Source organism: Nostoc sp. JL31 (assembly GCF_017114965.1).
GTDB classification, from domain to species: domain Bacteria; phylum Cyanobacteriota; class Cyanobacteriia; order Cyanobacteriales; family Nostocaceae; genus Nostoc; species Nostoc punctiforme_A.
Genome location: NZ_JABXKO010000033.1, coordinates 24,060 through 40,506, shown reverse-complemented (window position 1 = coordinate 40,506; position 16,447 = coordinate 24,060). Strand labels below are relative to the sequence as shown.

The window sequence follows — 16,447 nt, the reverse complement described above, 5'->3', positions numbered from 1 at the left end:
ATTTTAGAAAAACATGAACATTAGGAAAAATCGAGTAAAGAGTTATTGACAGACGCAGATTTTTCAGGATCTTTTAGCTCAGACCAGTTCCAGCCTGCGATCGCAAATAAAGTCCACCAATAGAAAAACAGAGTTGTGTGACTCCAAATATTCTCAGTAATCATTCCTACAGAAACGGCTAGCAAAATGGCAAGCATAACCAATATCAGATCGTTTTGAGCGCTTCCACGGCGGGTACTTCGGAGTAATTGGACAAGACGTATAACCTGAGTGCCTAGAAAGATGAGGAACAGGCAAAGACCTACAACCCCTTGTTCTGTTAAAGCTCGCACATAATCGTTATGAGCCATGTTATGCAAGACAGTTAAGAAGGAACATGTCGCTATACCCGTACCAAAGATGGGATAATTCTCCCAAGCCTGTAGTAGAAAAGTCCACTGAGCAATTCGCCAGTTAAAACTATTGTTGTCTCCTTGTGATAAGAGAATTGCTCGCCATCTGTCTATGTCTGGATTCAGTAGCGGTGTTTGAGAGATTGAGCCAAGGCGCTCTTGTCCAAAATCTGAACTGGTGAACAGCCCAATGACTATCGCAAACAACAGCAATCCACCTAACAGATTAATAATGTTTAATTTAGGTGCAATCAAAACCAGAATAAAGACGGCCAGCATCACCAAGGTAAACAGGGATTTTGTTCCCACGAAGAGAAATGCAAGTAACCCTAGTAAAAGCAGCCAAGGCCAACGTTGCTGTGACTGGTTTAGCTTCCACCAAGTCAGGCCAATAAACAGCAATAGAAAGGTTCCGAAGGTATTGGCAAGACCGAGAGTTCCCCTGACACGAGATTCTCCTTCGGATGGCAGATGTCCCATTTCCCCACCACCACCCGACAGGAAAGAAGGAACAAGTGAAGGCACGAACATCTGCATCAAACCTATCGTAGTCGGTAAGATCAGCGCGAGGAACAGCATGGAAATAATCGTTTTTGGAGGGATTCTGCCCTTGAGCTGCATCACCAGTAAATAAACCATTACCCATGAAAACAGTCGCACCCACTCGCGGAGACCGTATGGTAAATATGAACCATCTAAAGCCAGTGCTCCCAATGGCATGAGTATGATCCACATGCTTTGTAGGGCTACCCAACCTGCAAAGAACCACCAAAACTTATCAGTTTGTACAGTCCGTCCTGTTAGCAACAGCACAACTACATATAATATAGTCAGGGCGTCAAGTCCGAGGGCAAACGCCGCTGGTATTTGCTGAACTGAGAAAGGATCAAGAGAGCTACGTAGGATCAACAAACCCAGTACAGTTTGCTCAAAGCTCGTAAAAAATGAGACTACCGTTGCCACTGCAACCAAAGCGACAGCTAGTAAAAGGGGTTGAACGCCTGCGAGTAACCCTACAACAATACCAATTCCAACACCTAACACTCCTACCCAGAGCGCTAGATAAGAGAAGCGGTTTTTGTGGTGATTACTGACCATTTTTTAAGCCCTTTGATGACATAGATATCTGATTTCTTGCAGAATGATTCAGAGGACTTTCGAGATAAGTAAGATGCTTCTTGGGTCTAAATTGAGCTTGGTAATCTTGTCGGGGATAGTGGTAAGACTTTCTAGTCTGATTTTTTATGCCATTGACAACTACTCCTAGAATAGATATACGATTTTCTGTTAATTCTGAGACAGACTTTTGTAATACCCCCTTGTGAGTAAAACTTGGGCGTGTAACTATTATGACTCCATCACTTTGCTGCGTTAGTGTAGCTGCATCAGCAAAATCGCTGATTGCAGCAGTATCAATAATAACTAAATCATATTTGGTTGCGGCTTCTGCTATGAGAGACTCGATAGCAGCTGACTCTAACAATTGTGATGGACGCGTATGCAGTTCCCCACAAGTCAATATCGACAGGTTTTTAATATCTGTTCGCTGTACGGCTTCTAATAAGGTTTTATTGCCGCTAATTACCTCAGTAATCCCAGGATTGGCAGCTAAATGAAACAGTCTGTGCTGCACAGGTATATGCAAATCTGCATCAATAATTAATGTCCGCCGAGATAACATGGCTGAGACGGCAGCTAAGTGGGAAACTACCACTGATTTCCCCTCTCCGGAGATGCTGCTGCTAACAACAATGACCCTTGGTTTATGAGTACTACGAAACTCTAACGTTTTCAAAAGCATACGGTAAGGCTCAACCAAAGCAACATCATCCAAGAATTGTTCAGATGGTTCAAGATTAAGCATCGTCACAGGCAAACGCGGCAAGACTCCAAGCACTGGTAGCTTGAGCAATTCTTCTACTTCTGAGCCATCATGTAGCCTGTTATCCATGAGTTCCAGCAACAGCACAACCCCAATGGCTAAAATAGCCCCAAAGAAAGTGGCAATCACCAGCACAGCTGCTTTTTTCGGTGAAGTAGGCGATGTTGGCGGTTGCGCTTCCTCTATAATTCGGATATTGCTAACCTTTTGGGCTTCAGCAATACGTGCTTCTTCCAGTTTGCTTTGTAGCATATTTAAGGAGGTCGCAGCCTGTTGGCGTTGACGGGCAAGAGCGCTCAGTGGTAGCTCTTTAATTGGTAGTTGTGCAAGGCGAGTCTGGAGATTAGCTTGGAGAGATTGGACAGATTTGAGCTTATTTTCAATTGCCAAGCGCTCAATCTCATTAACTATCAGCTTGGATCTGAGTTCTTGACTAAGTGAATCGGATGCGACCTTACTAGGGGGAATAGTTGCATTCCCAGGTGACACACGAGCCAATTCTTGAGTGTACAAAGCACGAATAGCATCTCGTTGCTCAATCAGCTTGATGAGAGTAGGATTGTTTTCTGTAAAGCGTAAACGAGTTTGGATGATTTGTGTCTCTAAATCTGCTAACTTGGTGCGTAAATTCTTGACCTGTTCATCTTGACCACTGCGTACAGATGCATAAGCATTGTTTATGGTTTTAGCATCAGTAATTTGCCGCAGGGATATGTCACGAGACTTTGCCTCTTGCAGTTGGGCAACTAGAGTGCGTTCCTGGTCTTCTAGATTGGCTAAACTGAGTACCAAACTTTTCGTTTGGTCATCAATAGAAATAATGCCACTTTTTTGCCTATATCTGTTTTCGGCAATTTCCGCTCTTTGTAGTATTTGGCGAGCTAATGGTACTTCTTTTTGTAAAAATACACGTACTTTGGTAGCTTCTGAACTGATGGCTTTAGCATTTTCCTCAACCATCGTCTGGGAGATAGCATTCACTAGTTCAGCTGCGAAATTTGGGTCTCTACCTTGATAGGTTAGTTCTAGAATATTAGTAGCAGGAACAATTTTCACCTTTAACCCTCTCCTGATTTCTGAAACTGTGAGTTGGTTTTGAGGTAAATCATTTTTGACTTGTACTATTGCTTTTTCTAAAACAGGTTGTGACTTAACAAACTCTGCTTGGTCAGCCAGTGGGCTAGGGCCACCAGCTGTACCTGAAGGTACTTGTGTCAAGTCGCGACCTAATTCGGAAAGGCTCACCCGTTTCTCATCAAGCATCAGTCGTGCTGAAGTTTCATACCAATGCGGAGCAACCGCAAGGTAGGCAACTGAAGTGCCGAGCGTGGCAATAAAAGTAGCCAAGGCAGGTAAACTTCGCCTCTTTGAGATTGCTAGTAAGGATGAGATGCTTTTTTCCATCACAAATGCCTTTGTCAACTTAGTATGGACATAACTAAAGCATACTTAGAGAAAGCTTTACACTCGGCCATAATAACTGATATGTATGATATTTTATATAAATATATCAACTGTAGTTTTTAATTATTGATGAACTAGTTGCTCCTTTCTTTCCTGGAATTAGACAAACAGTGCCTATTTTTGACTAGTAGACCCAATAACTCCACTGTTGCTCAAGTCCATAATTCTTACTTGCTCGGGTAATTTCAAAAGTGTAGAATACAGTTTTAGATGTTCAGCACTAATCCATCCCCAGTTATAATTCATCTGCACATATTTTTGTGAATTCCGAGCCATTGCTGCTAATTGTTGGGGGTGATGAATTGCCCAGTCTAAAGAATTAATGCAAGATGCTAAATTTCCTGCTTCAAAAAGGATTCCCCGTTCCTGATTAATCAATTGCTGGTGAGGTGGGATGTCGCTCGCTAGTATTGGTATACCTTCTTGCATAGCTTCTAACATGGACAGGGGTAGTCCTTCCAAATCTGAAGGCAAAACAAATAACCCTGCGCCTCGGACAATCTCCCAAAGACGAGATCCTCGGAGTTCATCGGCAAAGATAATATCTCGATTATTAGCAACTTTTTCTAATAGGTTTGAGGCAAAAGATTTAGTATCACTAACGCCTCCAACTAAAACAAGTTTCCATCCAGATGATTTGAGAGATGAGAAGGCATCAACGAGCAAATCAGGACGCTTCTCTGGTACTAGTCTACCCAAAAACAAAATATAGCGTCCCTGCTGTAAACCTAATTGCTTGCCGTAGGAAAAATGGGGGTCTGATTCACCGTAGCTGGCAGGAGCATTGGGAATGTAGACTGTTTCTCTACCGTATGTTTTCCAAAAATAAGTTTGCAATGCTTCTGATACAGCAATTATTCTATCGGCGTCACGGACTGCGCTCTTCTCTCCCATTTGAATTAAACGGGTAGAAAAATTGCCCCACTTTGCACGTTGCCAGTCTAACCCATGACAGGTAACGACAATCTTTGCAGAGTTAACAATTCTAGGTAAAAAAGTAAACAAAGAGGGTCCTAAAGCATGGAAGTGAACAATATCATAGTCTTTTGCAATAGACGCGATCGCTGCCAGTGCGGAGGTGACAAAAGCATCTATCCCTCTAAAATCTACACTGGGCACAGATATAACTCGAACGCCCTGAAAGTCATAACTTTCAAGCCAAGAACTATGAGTATAGGAAGAACGGGCGAATAAATCTACAGAGTGTCCCTGTGCAACCATACGGGGATAAACTTCTGCACAATAATGCTCAATTCCGCCCTGCTTGGGAGGTAGACCTTTTGCACCAATCACGGCAATTTTCATAGTCAAAAGTTATGCTCAAAAAAAATGTACAAAGCGATAATGAATATGTGCGTATGCTTGTGTTGTAGAGCTAAATTCAGTATTACTGGTTCTCTTCAACAACAGCATCTTTGTATTGGATTTAACCGCAAGTTGATAATTAGCTAACAACTGAGAAATTTCGCTTTTCCCAGCGAGTGAACATGTCGCTGTAAACATCCCTCACAACAGTACGAGCAGCATAAGGCTGTGCAGCGCGCACGCAGGACGCACTTGGATAATTTTCTGGATGTAGAATTACTTGTTGCAAAGCATCTGCTAAACACTCTAGCGATCGCACTTCACAAATAACTCCATTGTCAGTCGCTAGTAACTTTGGAGTTTCACCACACCTAGTGGTAACTACTGGTGTTCCACTGGCAAGTGCCTCTAGAACTACTAAAGGTAGACCTTCGTAGGCACTGCTAAGGACAAAGATATTACTGATACGATGCAACCGCGCCAGTTCCTCTATGGGAACTGCCCCCAGCATCGTTACCCGACTAGACAATCCTAACTGAGCAATTTCTGTACGTATATCTGCTGCCAATTCTCCATCCCCAGCTATCAGTAAGTGAGTATGCGGTTCATTTAAAGCTGCGATCGCACGTACTAGCAAAATCGGATCTTTTTGAGGATGTAGCCGCCCAGCAAACAGAATAAAGCGTGTTTCTGCGTTCAAACTCAACCTTTTTGCCAGATCCCGTCTCTGTGCTTCTCGCTGTTCCTCACTCAAGGGGTAGAAAATCTCGTTATCAAATGAATTTTTGATATATGCAACACGGTCTTGGATTAGAGGATACCGCTGTTTATACAATTGTGCTGAATCAGTATTACATGAAAAAATCTGGCTAAACTGCCGAACTAGTAAGCTTTCTAATGCAAAATATGCTGCGGGAAATTTCCGCCATAAAATCGCATTTTTATCACCTACGGCTTTGATCTGCGTATGAATATCGTTGTGAATAAAAAGGGTTTTCTCTCCTCGCCATTTCAAGGCTGCTAAACTTGGTTCTAGCCGATGAAAGTGCATAAAGTCTGATTCCAAGCGATGACCGACAAGCGCAGCTGCATACTTAACCGTGGTTGGTACCAGACTTCGGAAGTTATCATTTTCCAGGGTAAAAAGCGGAAAAAAACGAATTTCTCTACCTGCTAATTCTGCTTCTTGCCACTTACCGATTGTTTGAGTGCGATCGCTTCCTGTCCCTACTAGTCGCACCTCAAATTCACGGGGAGCGTATTTAATAAATGTATTTATGAGTGTCTGTATTCCTCCAATGGTAGAGTGCCAAGGATTAAACTGGTAAAAAATAGTCAAAACAGGTTTATGCATGACTTCTATGAATCCCCGTATATCTCCCCACGGTTTTTGTAACTTTTACTATGTAAAAATCTTGGCTAATTAAGCTTGTATTTTTACGTCCAAAATATACTGAGCGTTTTACTAAGTAGTTAAGTATCTTTACCCCTATAGCATCCCTTGAAAGCTCAAAGAGCAACACTATCTATAGATACTGTCCTAGTCAAATATATAGTTATCCACCAAGTTATCCGCTTGGGTATTATGACTTACCTGTGTAACAATGCTTGGCTTACTAAGGGTAAATGCTTGGTATCATCAGTTGGAGCTAATACAACTTGTGACATTAAGCTTAACATTGGCGTTTGACGCCGCTCCTGGTAAATTAATAACTGAAGAACTGTTAAGGCTAAGACCCAGAAAGCTAGATTAGTAGCTAGAGCTAGAAATGAGTAAAGTTGTCAAGGCTTGTCGCTTTCCTACTGATTTGCCAAAGTATCCAGAGATTTCTATATAATTGGCCATTAAAAATCCTCTAAAGTTGGGAACTAGTTGCAGAATTACAAAGTCTAGGTAGGCTTTTGCGATCGCCCAAGTACACTCTCAGTTTTATACTAAGTAAGTCAGCACCAAAAAACCAAACCATGCAAAGATAAATAAATAGGGAGAATGCATCTACCGAGCTAACTGAGATATGGACACTCATTTAAGGGTATTTCTGACTCGTGAACAAGATAAAACCCTATTAAACCTGAGTGCTGAGGGTTTATCACAAACAGTGGTTAAGATTGCATCAATGCAAACAGCATCCTCTAGGGTGAAATAAAATTATCCACTCAGCTATCCACCTAGTTGTATGTGATTTCTAATATTTACTTCCTACAGCATAAATCCTTGGCAATATGCTAAGAATAGTAGATTTATTGCGATAGAAAGATGACAAAAGTAAATCTTAGGATTTATCTTTATTCTATACGCAGATCATGCTTCAGACTCTTCTAATGAATGAAATTATATTAACTGAGAATGAAACCCTCAGGCTCCAAGCCCTGCGCCAATATCAGATTTTAGACACTATTTGTGAAACTGCCTTCGATGATCTCACCCGTTTAGCGGCACAAATTTGTCGTACTCCCATAGCTTTAATCAGCTTAATTGATGAGTCCCGTCAGTGGTTCAAATCGAAAGTCGGATTAGACAGTGAATCAACCTCCCGCGATCTGGCATTCTGTGCCCACGCGATTTTGCAGCCCCATGACACCTTGATTATTTCAGATACACTACTCGATCAGCGTTTTGCTACCAACCCATTAGTAACTTCCGACCCTTATATTCGGTTTTATGCTGGTGCGCCGCTAATAACACCGGAAGGATATGCTTTAGGAACACTCTGTGTGATAGACCATGTACCACGACAGATGAACTCAGAACAACTGGAAGCATTGCAAGCGTTGAGTCGCCAAGTCATGACTCAAATGGAGTTAAAGCGTAATTTATATAAACTAGAACGTATAACTAGTGATGAAAACAAAAAGATTGAATACCTAATTTCTGCCCTTTCCCACGATCTACGTACTCCTTTGCTAGCTACTCGTGGCACTCTGTATGCGATGCTAGGTGGAGCTTTTGGTTCTGTGAGCGACACTTGGAGAGATGTGCTAGAAGATTGCCGCCAAGCTAACGAAGACCTCTTGAAGTTTGTCGAAGCTCTGTTAAATGTATCTCGCTACAAAACCGAAGTTTCTAAAAGCTCGAAGTCCGAAATTATTAACTGGAAAAACATTTTTGCCGAAACCATTATCCGCAGCAATGCGACTCGGAAACAAAAGTATCCAATTAGATATAAAATTGCTTCTTTTCTGCCGATTGTGTATGGTGATGCTCTTGAGATTCAACAAGTTGTGCAGACATTACTTGATAATGCTGTAAAAGTCAATAATCCAGACCAAGAAATTACCCTTGAGGTAGCATTATTTGGAGTTGAGAAAGTAAAAATATCAGTGCGATACAATGGCTTGGGAATTACACCTTTAGACAATAAAAACCTTTTTAACAGCTTTATTCAAGGACGTGGACGGAATCACATAGATAAGTTAGGTCTCTACTTATGCCTTCAAATTGTGGAAGCTCACAAAGGCACTATCAACGTGGAAAGTACTGTCGGTGAGGGTACTACATTCTGGTTTACCTTGCCTGTCACCTTATTCAAAAGCTAGATACTGAAATCGAGAAAAGATGTATAAATGATTTCAAGCAATTTAATAATAGACAGTTGTAAAGATTTTATTTTGATAATTATAGTTATATTTTGCACTTTTCCGTATGAATATGTACTTTCTAAAAATTTAAGCGATAAAGCTACATTAGTTTTATTGGCTTTGCTCGCTAAATAAAAGGCTTTGGCTTAAATACTGAGCGATTTAAATATAATATTATTTTTTGTAACATTTTGTGTAAAGATACAAATACACTTTATATCTTGCTTGGACGAATGGCGCTAAGAAAAGCCCAAAGGCTTGTGTCGTCTTGTTCCCAGCCTGGAGGCTGGGAATGTATTTAAAGTGGGCTTCTGCCTCTTGTCAAGCTACTGGAGGCGGCAGCCCTCCCAGAATGGGTTCCCTGGCTCTAGGCAGGGAACCAGTCAGAGCAAGGGCTGTATCTTTTCTTAGTGCTATTCATATCTTGGACTTTATCGATCGGGATGAGCGAGCGCCGTTTCTGGACGCTGTTTGGGAAAACAATTTGTATTGCTAGAGTTGCCCTGGCTATTTTCGTCATATTTACACCCCTTAAACCTGTTTGTACTGCTACATCAGACTGTTGGTAGATCGCAGACGGGAAGTAAAATTCCTGTACTGTATTTGTATGGAGAAATCGTTGGCATGGGCGAAGGACTTTTTCGCTCTTTCAGCAGAGCAAAAACATGGATAGACATCGCCTTTTTACACCAGCCTATCAGCAATGAGCCTAATGTGATGGAGGCTAGGTGGCAGCAATTCGAACTAGTCTTTATGGGGACTAACGGTAGCTAAACATACTAAGACAATTCATAAAAATATGTTTATTTTAGATTTAACTTCATAAATAATCTCTAATAATAAATTTGACAGTGGGTTAACTAGGAAATTTTATCTAAAAGACTTTTAATTTGTGTATATTATGTTAAGTTTCGTAAAGATGTAAGTATATTTACTCCGTTATTTAGGTAAGTCGGCACGATAAAACCAAGATATGTTGAGTTTTGTAAAAACCCTGGAACGATTCATTTATAAGCTCTTTGCTGACTTTACAGTTAGTTGCATATGTTTCTTTTTTAACGCCGACTTACTTAATACTTTGAGTTGTTAATACTAAAATTATAAAAAATGAAGGATTTTATATGTAATATATGAACAATTAACACTTTTAAATAACAACTTTGATAGCAAGCAGGGAAGCGGTTGCAGTTCGAGAGTCTGGAATTTTAATTAGTATGCTAGGTAACTGTAATTAAGGTGGTGGAGATATTAGATAGTGATAGCTATTAACTTGATACCTTTCCTAATTCATTCATCTAGAAAAGGTAATTTTTTAACTCCTCTCCATACTAGTATTTCGGTACTAGTGTTGTTTTTATTTGGACAGCAAGTCTTCAACCTTTTCATAGCACACCTAAATCATGAAGCATGTGACCAGGTAACCCATGCTTTATTGGTAGAGCAAGAAGGAGAAAATCTACTCAATGCTGTGATAGATAATGAAGAAAAAGGTTTTTTAGAAAATTCCAGTCGAGGACAAACCAATTCTATAGATTATGGTGATAAAAAGCCTAACTTCAATCATCTGTACAATCTCGTACAAGACAACCCTGCTCAAATAAAGCAACTCGATAAAATTAGATATATCTATAACCAGTGGCAAAGGGAATTGAAGCAAAAAGCGCTTTCTGGTTCTGTCAGCAAATCTGCTCTGGCAAAAAGCACTTTATTTGATTCCTTGCGCAACGAGATTGAGAACCTGATTCAGGGCCAAGAGATGCTTTTGAGGGTTCGCAAAAATCGTGTACGGCACTTGAATGATATTAATACTGCGATAAACATTTTCAGCACATTAGTTATTTTGTTAGGAGCGGTTTTAAATTTTCAGTTGTTGTATAGGCGAGTCAAGCTTCCATTAAACAAATTGACACAAGTTTGTGAACTTTGGCAAGCGGGACAAATGGAAGTGCAACTCTGCCATTCTTCTATAGATGAGATCGGGCAACTAGCTGGAGTTCTTAACGCGATCGCTGATAAGACTCGTCACCGTCAAGAAAGCATTGAGGGGCGTAACCAACAGCTTGAAGACATGATATCTGCACTTTCCCATGACCTACGTATTCCTTTACTTGCCACTCGTAACACTTTAGAGTGTATGAGCAGAGGAGCTTTTGGTTCAGTAAATGACACCTGGAAGGAAGTGTTTGAAGAGTACCATGAAGCTAATGAGGAGCTGCTTAAGCTTGTTGAACTCCTCTTAGATATCTCTCGTTATGAAGCACGCAGCGCTTGTTTAGCCTACGATCGCCTGAATTGGGAAAAGATTTTAATTAAAGTAATTGGTCAGGTAAAAGCAACATCTACACGTGAGTTAGGCTTCGTTTGTAAAATTTCTCAATTGCTGCCAACTGTCTACGGTGATGAATTAGAAATTCAACGGGTTTTACAAAACTTACTTGATAACGCTGTACGGGTAAGTAAGCCCAAAGGGGAAATTCTTCTTGAGATAACGCCTTATGAAGAAGGCCAAGTGAAGATTTCGGTGCGTGATTACGGTTCAGGAATTACACCCCAAGCTCAGGAAAAGCTGTTCCACCGTTTTATTCAAGGACGAGGGCATCGTGGAAGAAGTGGGCTTGGTTTGTACTTATGTCGTCAAATTATTGAGGCTCACGGAGGAAACATTGGTGTCGAAAGTTCTCTTGGAGAGGGAAGTACTTTCTGGTTTACTCTCCCAAGTGCCATAAATAACCTTGATTGCAACGATGAACAGAATATAACCAGATGTAGCAAGAATGATTACTAATATTGACGAAGAGAAAATTGTGCGGGTTCTATTAGTTGACGATCACGCTTTAATCCGCCGAGGAATGAAAGGGCAATTTAGCCTAGAACCTGGTTTTAGTATAGTTGGAGAGGCATTGGACGGTGAACAGGCTGTTGAATTAGCTAGCCAACTCCAACCAGATGTAATCTTAATGGATATCGATCTACCAGTTATGGATGGGATTACAGCCACCCAGCAGATAAAAAGTAGCTGCTTGACAACTTGTGTTCTAGCCTTAAGTGCCTTCGACGACGATATCCAGGTCATGGGGATGCTTGCAGCTGGTGCTGATGGTTACTGCCTTAAAACCATTGAATGGGAACAACTTATCGCTGTCATTCAATTAATACTTCAAGGTGGTGCTTATTTAGATCCTCTAATAGCTCAAAAAGTCGCTCGGATGCTTAGGTCAACCGCTGTCGCTCCCGATGTTCCTGTATCTCAGGTAATAGCGCAGCCTATTCTCAGTAATCGTGAACGCGAGATTCTGAAACTGATTGCACAAGGGCGCTCAAACCAGCAGATTGCAAACCAACTTTACCTCTCACTTGGAACAGTCAAGTCTTATGTACGTATGGTTCTTAACAAACTTAGCGTTGACGATCGTGTTCAAGCAGCAGCTTTAGCTGTACGCCAAGGGTTGATTTAAGCTTAGAGGAATTTATTTAAACAGGCAGATAATTCTGTAAAAGTGGTAGCCAGTGGTGAGTTGCTATTCATGAGTTGTTCTGACCACAAAATGCAAGGTTGAAGTAGTTGGTGATGGAATTTACCAGGTATGGGCAGACATAGCACCAATACATCAGGTGCAAACAAAGCGATTTCTTCAAGTGTGGGAATACTGTAATATGGAAAAACTTCTGCATTTTGTTTTAGGCAATGACCGCTGACGCGCTGCACGGTAGTGACATTGCTACCAATAATCATAATTCGGTGTCTTTTCATATAATTTATATACTTAGACTTATCCGTAAATACGAAATGCTTACCATACATTGGTTTTAGCGATTATAAAGAAAGTGCGATGGCGTAACCGCCCAGCGTAGCTGATCGTAAACGCTTAATGTACTTAACAATAAGGCTTTGGGCGAATAAGTCGGGCTAAATCATCAGTTAGGAGCATAAAGATAGAAAAAAATCTATTTTTTTCCAGACAAACTCAAGTATTAGCAGATAAAAAGCATGAGCAATTAAGCCGCAATCTGACAAGTCCACAGACTGCCATTATTACCTGACTATAGTGATGATGAGATAAACAAAATCTCTCACTCGGCACTTGAAATATTTTGACTTAGCATATCATGTATTCAAGATTAATTTTGCATGACAATAATTGTTTATTATCTTATTTCCGTAGTTGTAAAATTCCTGATTTTTTTGTTTTTTATCTAGTGTAATTAGTAAGCAGCGTTAAAAAATCAAGCTATGTAAAAAGATGTAAATTCAGCGAATAGTATATAAATTGGTCATTTCAGAGTTTTTACCAAATTAAACATACATTGGTTTTATTGTAGCTTACTCACTATATTATGAAATTTAGACTATCTGTACGCTACAGCCAAGCGGATAGTTAACTGGATAATTTTATTCTTCATTAGGATACTGCATAAAAAATAACTTAATTAGCCATCAGATAGTATTTTATAGTGCTATTTGTGTACGAAAGTATACGTGCAATTAGCTAATTATTTACTCAAACTTGTGAATAAAGTTTCAAGTGCTATCAAATCTTTTATGGTACTTACATATAAAAAAGAGTCTAAGTAACATAAAAGCCTGACAAATTAGAAATTTCAGTTTTGTTGCAGGCATTGCTGACTTACCAGCAACTACAATGTCTTGTATTATCGGATTATCTTTGAAGTGACTCAGATGAATTAAGTATTTGAAATTGATGAGACTTATGATGCCGTCGTAACCATGTTCAATGCTTAACCATGAAGTATTGACCGCTACCGTCACTGCAAATATCTTAAAAAACAAATTGGTTGGTTACATATTTACTTGCTTAACCTATTAGAAAATCTCATTCCAGCTTTTACAAGTTACCGAAATAAACAAATGTGCAGACGATTGAGTTTATAAACTTACTTACTGAAACTGTAATTACTGTGTACCTCTACTTCTGATCGTTTTTATATGCAAGTTCTAGATGATACCCATACTGTTCCTAAATCTAAACTTCCAACTCATCCCTCTGTAATTAGTAAAGCCAAGCGAATGATTGATATCTTGGGTGCTGTTATCGGGCTATCGATTACAATAGTCGTAGCAATTCCTGTTGCGAGCGCCATTAAGTTAGATAGCGAAGGTTCTATCTTTTACAGTCAAATTCGCTGTGGTTTGAATGGGCGTCACTTCCGAATTTGGAAATTCCGTTCGATGTCAGCCGGAGCTGACCAACTTAAGCATCTAGTTAAGAATGAAGCTGAAAGCGATCAAATATTCAAAAATGAGAATGATCCCCGCATTACCAGTGTAGGAAGGTTTCTCCGCCGCACTAGCTTAGATGAACTCCCTCAGTTTTGGAACGTGCTGCTGGGGGAAATGAGTTTAGTCGGCACCCGCCCTCCCACTCCTAATGAAGTGATACACTACTCAAAGCACCACTGGGAACGGTTGAATGTCAAGCCGGGTATGACTGGTGAATGGCAGGCTCATGGTCGCTCCAGTATTAAAGACTTTGAAGATATTGTTCACATGGACTTAGACTACCAACGTAAGTGGTCTATCGTTTATGATATTAGTCTAATCTTGAAAACTTTAAAAGTTGTGTCAAATAAGAGCGGTGCTTGCTAACGTACAGTTAATAGAAAAAAGTTATAAGTTCACTCAAAAATAAGCTTGCAACAGTTGCTCCAAAATTGCGTAGGCGTTCGCGTAGCGTCTCGTAGAGAAGGCCGTTTTAGATATTACAGATTGAAGTATTGTCTCTGACTCAATTAGAGGATTTAAGAGGTTATTTGAAAAGTGTTTCGTTGTGACTTTAGCCACTTTTAGATCCCCCCTAACCTACCTTAAAAATGGGCGAACCAGAATCAAAGTCTCTTTTTTTCAAGGGGATTGAGAGGGAGCTAAAACTTTTGATATCAACAAGAGAATTTTTCAAACATCCTGTAAGCTCGACTTTATCGAAAATTAATAACTCGGTTTTATTGATACGGCAAAAACCCTGGTCTTTTGGCAAATACTTTTTTCACGTCATAGATTATCGATAAAGTGAAAAAAGTAAAACTACTGTCTCACAAAGGTTTCAGCATAAGCGTTCACGTTACGACAAAAATGGATAAAGTCGAGGTAAGTGAGGCGCTATTAAATTTCTCGACAGCAGCGGATTTGATCGGCTGGTTCAATAGTGTTAAATAAAGCTGACTAGTTTACTCAACTTCCTCACAATGAATTAACAGCTTTTCCATCGCTTCTGCTAGAGAAATCAATTCTGTCCAAGAGGAACCACTAACTAAATTTTGGGCGTGAGCTAATCGGTTTCGCAACTGTTCAGCAGACTTGAGGAAACGTTCGCCAAACCGTTTTGATTTTAGTCCTAGTTGCTGGAGAAGTTCTGGTTGATTTAAAATCAACTCTCGCTTATCACAGAATTGCAGATAATCTAACAAATCGGTGGCTTCGTTTCTTTCCTGACTCTCTCGCCATAGTCGTTGAGCAACTTCTAAACGCTCAGGTTTAAGGACTTTTTGCCAAGAATCTTGAGGATAGTAAATCCGCACCAGCCGCAGCAAATTCATTTCTAGCAGGGTTACTAAGCCAAACAGTAGCATTCGCACGGGTGCTTTCTGCAAATCACCACAGGTAACAATACCACTTACCTGATTGCAATCCAAAACAAACAATCGCGGAGTTTGTTGCAAAATAGGTAGCAACTTTATCAGTGGGGTGGAAATGGCAATTAGTTCTTTGGGATGAAACACCCGTTGATAGTCGCTACATTTACCTTTTTTGCCTGGGATCAAACTAGAGCGTTCTACATAACCGCTAATAATATCTCCAGTCTCAACACCGATAACATCAAAATTTTGTGCTTGCATCCAATGCAGCACTTCTTTCGCCTCCGCATCAGCTGGCATAGCTTTCAGGGGTTCTGCCACGTATTCAATAGTGATATTGTTCTCAAATAAACTCCGCAGGTCTTGAGAACGCGATTTTAAGTGTTTCATCCCCCGGCTGTGAACTCACGTTAAATAATCCTACGGCACTCACGCGATGTCTGCGACGGGCTACGCCTACGCCAGTGGAATTTTCTGTTAGATTATCCTTGCGTAAGCGTAGCTATCCCAACAAATACCATAGACCAATGTTATACCATCTTAGTTGGTATTATTTTAGTGATGATTTAGACGATTTCAAGTAACAAAATATTTCGCATCTAGAAAAAAATAAATATATATGTAGTTAACTATATGAGAATAGTTGATTAACTTGCGATAAAAATGCCGAAAATACCGACAAAAAATGTTATTACTAAAACGACGTATCGAATTGACACTTGGTAAAATTTTACCAAGATAACCAAAATTGATAATAATATTATTATGCCAAGAAAAGAACAAGGATGGGTTACATTTCAAACTTCAGAGGACGAGCGGAAGATTCTAGAGGAGTTCTGCGAACAGTCTCAACGTACTAAGACTGAGATTCTGCGGGAACTTGTGCGTAGTCTCACTCAGCAGTCCTCAACACCAATATCACCAGCAACTCAGCAAGAAAAACAGGAAGATATCTATTACACTCAAAAGCCTGACATAGAAAGTAGTATTCAGAAGAAATCATTAAAAGTTAGTTCTCGCAATATTCTTAAAGGTGTGGTTAAACGAGTTGTTTATGGAGCAGTTAATAGTGAGGTTACTTTGGAGATTATTCATAAAGTAGAATTAACTTCGATTATCACCAGAGCTTCCGCAGAAGAGTTGGAATTATCTGAGGGAAAAGAAGCTTATGCAGTTATTAAATCTAACGATATTGTCATTGCTAGAGAATAGAAATACGTTGATTTTGGGTGTT

General features: G+C 40.1%; 13 protein-coding genes. 7 read left to right on the top strand and 6 right to left on the bottom strand.

Going from position 1 to position 16,447, the window contains the following annotated elements:
- Positions 1-20: 20 nt before the first annotated feature.
- From HWQ43_RS06110 to HWQ43_RS06095, 4 genes are all read right to left on the bottom strand, one after another.
- On the bottom strand, positions 21-1,490 hold the full coding sequence (locus tag HWQ43_RS06110) for an O-antigen ligase family protein (RefSeq protein ID WP_292731278.1): 1,470 nt from the start codon (positions 1,488-1,490) through the stop codon (positions 21-23).
- Positions 1,480-3,678 carry a polysaccharide biosynthesis tyrosine autokinase gene (locus tag HWQ43_RS06105; protein ID WP_292731276.1) on the bottom strand — a complete coding sequence of 733 codons (2,199 nt, stop codon included), beginning with the start codon at positions 3,676-3,678 and terminating at the stop codon, positions 1,480-1,482. Before HWQ43_RS06105 ends, HWQ43_RS06110 begins: the two co-directional genes overlap by 11 nt.
- Positions 3,679-3,852: 174 nt before the next feature.
- Entirely contained in the window at positions 3,853-5,043 is a 1,191-nt protein-coding gene (locus HWQ43_RS06100; protein ID WP_292731274.1) for a glycosyltransferase family 4 protein, read from the bottom strand.
- Between the two features lie 139 nt (positions 5,044-5,182).
- Positions 5,183-6,397 carry a glycosyltransferase gene (locus HWQ43_RS06095; protein ID WP_292731272.1) on the bottom strand — a complete coding sequence of 405 codons (1,215 nt, stop codon included), beginning with the start codon at positions 6,395-6,397 and terminating at the stop codon, positions 5,183-5,185.
- A gap of 968 nt (positions 6,398-7,365) precedes the next feature.
- On the opposite strand from HWQ43_RS06095, the gene HWQ43_RS06090 reads away from it, so the two are divergent.
- The 5 genes from HWQ43_RS06090 to HWQ43_RS06070 all read left to right on the top strand — a co-directional run bounded on the left by HWQ43_RS06090 (position 7,366) and on the right by HWQ43_RS06070 (position 12,077).
- Positions 7,366-8,580, top strand: coding sequence for a GAF domain-containing sensor histidine kinase (locus HWQ43_RS06090; RefSeq protein ID WP_292731270.1), 1,215 nt, complete (start codon positions 7,366-7,368; stop codon positions 8,578-8,580).
- 334 nt (positions 8,581-8,914) lie between these two features.
- Positions 8,915-9,118: a hypothetical protein gene (locus HWQ43_RS06085; protein WP_292731268.1), complete on the top strand. Its 204-nt coding sequence runs from the start codon at positions 8,915-8,917 to the stop codon at positions 9,116-9,118.
- On the top strand, positions 9,112-9,396 hold the full coding sequence (locus HWQ43_RS06080) for a hypothetical protein (RefSeq protein ID WP_292731266.1): 285 nt from the start codon (positions 9,112-9,114) through the stop codon (positions 9,394-9,396). Before HWQ43_RS06085 ends, HWQ43_RS06080 begins: the two co-directional genes overlap by 7 nt.
- 571 nt (positions 9,397-9,967) lie before the next feature.
- Positions 9,968-11,407, top strand: a complete 1,440-nt coding sequence (locus HWQ43_RS06075; protein ID WP_292731264.1) for an ATP-binding protein — start codon at positions 9,968-9,970, stop codon at positions 11,405-11,407.
- A complete protein-coding gene (locus HWQ43_RS06070; protein WP_292731262.1) occupies positions 11,397-12,077 on the top strand; it encodes a response regulator transcription factor in 681 nt (226 codons plus the stop codon). Before HWQ43_RS06075 ends, HWQ43_RS06070 begins: the two co-directional genes overlap by 11 nt.
- 2 nt (positions 12,078-12,079) lie before the next feature.
- Here the strand turns inward: HWQ43_RS06070 and HWQ43_RS06065 are convergent, their stop codons facing one another.
- The gene (locus tag HWQ43_RS06065; RefSeq protein WP_292731260.1) at positions 12,080-12,373 is read right to left on the bottom strand and encodes a hypothetical protein; all 294 of its coding nucleotides are present in this window, start codon (positions 12,371-12,373) and stop codon (positions 12,080-12,082) included.
- Between the two features lie 1,194 nt (positions 12,374-13,567).
- Here HWQ43_RS06065 and HWQ43_RS06060 point away from each other — a divergent pair.
- A complete protein-coding gene (locus HWQ43_RS06060) occupies positions 13,568-14,227 on the top strand; it encodes a sugar transferase (RefSeq protein ID WP_292731258.1) in 660 nt (219 codons plus the stop codon).
- 578 nt (positions 14,228-14,805) lie between these two features.
- On the opposite strand, the gene HWQ43_RS06055 is transcribed toward HWQ43_RS06060, so the two are convergent.
- Positions 14,806-15,603, bottom strand: coding sequence for a hypothetical protein (locus HWQ43_RS06055; RefSeq protein ID WP_292731256.1), 798 nt, complete (start codon positions 15,601-15,603; stop codon positions 14,806-14,808).
- Positions 15,604-15,978: 375 nt separating this feature from the next.
- Between HWQ43_RS06055 and HWQ43_RS06050 the strand changes: the two genes are divergently transcribed.
- Positions 15,979-16,425, top strand: coding sequence for a molybdopterin-binding protein (locus tag HWQ43_RS06050; RefSeq protein WP_292731254.1), 447 nt, complete (start codon positions 15,979-15,981; stop codon positions 16,423-16,425).
- Positions 16,426-16,447: the final 22 nt, after the last annotated feature.

Coding starts and splice junctions, on each gene's coding strand:
- HWQ43_RS06110 (WP_292731278.1), bottom strand. CDS start 1,490: ATGGTCAGTAATCACCACAAAAACCGCTTCTCTTATCTAGCGCTCTGG.
- HWQ43_RS06105 (WP_292731276.1), bottom strand. CDS start 3,678: ATGGAAAAAAGCATCTCATCCTTACTAGCAATCTCAAAGAGGCGAAGT.
- HWQ43_RS06100 (WP_292731274.1), bottom strand. CDS start 5,043: ATGAAAATTGCCGTGATTGGTGCAAAAGGTCTACCTCCCAAGCAGGGC.
- HWQ43_RS06095 (WP_292731272.1), bottom strand. CDS start 6,397: ATGCATAAACCTGTTTTGACTATTTTTTACCAGTTTAATCCTTGGCAC.
- HWQ43_RS06090 (WP_292731270.1), top strand. CDS start 7,366: ATGAATGAAATTATATTAACTGAGAATGAAACCCTCAGGCTCCAAGCC.
- HWQ43_RS06085 (WP_292731268.1), top strand. CDS start 8,915: ATGTATTTAAAGTGGGCTTCTGCCTCTTGTCAAGCTACTGGAGGCGGC.
- HWQ43_RS06070 (WP_292731262.1), top strand. CDS start 11,397: ATGATTACTAATATTGACGAAGAGAAAATTGTGCGGGTTCTATTAGTT.
- HWQ43_RS06065 (WP_292731260.1), bottom strand. CDS start 12,373: ATGAAAAGACACCGAATTATGATTATTGGTAGCAATGTCACTACCGTG.
- HWQ43_RS06060 (WP_292731258.1), top strand. CDS start 13,568: ATGCAAGTTCTAGATGATACCCATACTGTTCCTAAATCTAAACTTCCA.
- HWQ43_RS06055 (WP_292731256.1), bottom strand. CDS start 15,603: ATGAAACACTTAAAATCGCGTTCTCAAGACCTGCGGAGTTTATTTGAG.
- HWQ43_RS06050 (WP_292731254.1), top strand. CDS start 15,979: ATGCCAAGAAAAGAACAAGGATGGGTTACATTTCAAACTTCAGAGGAC.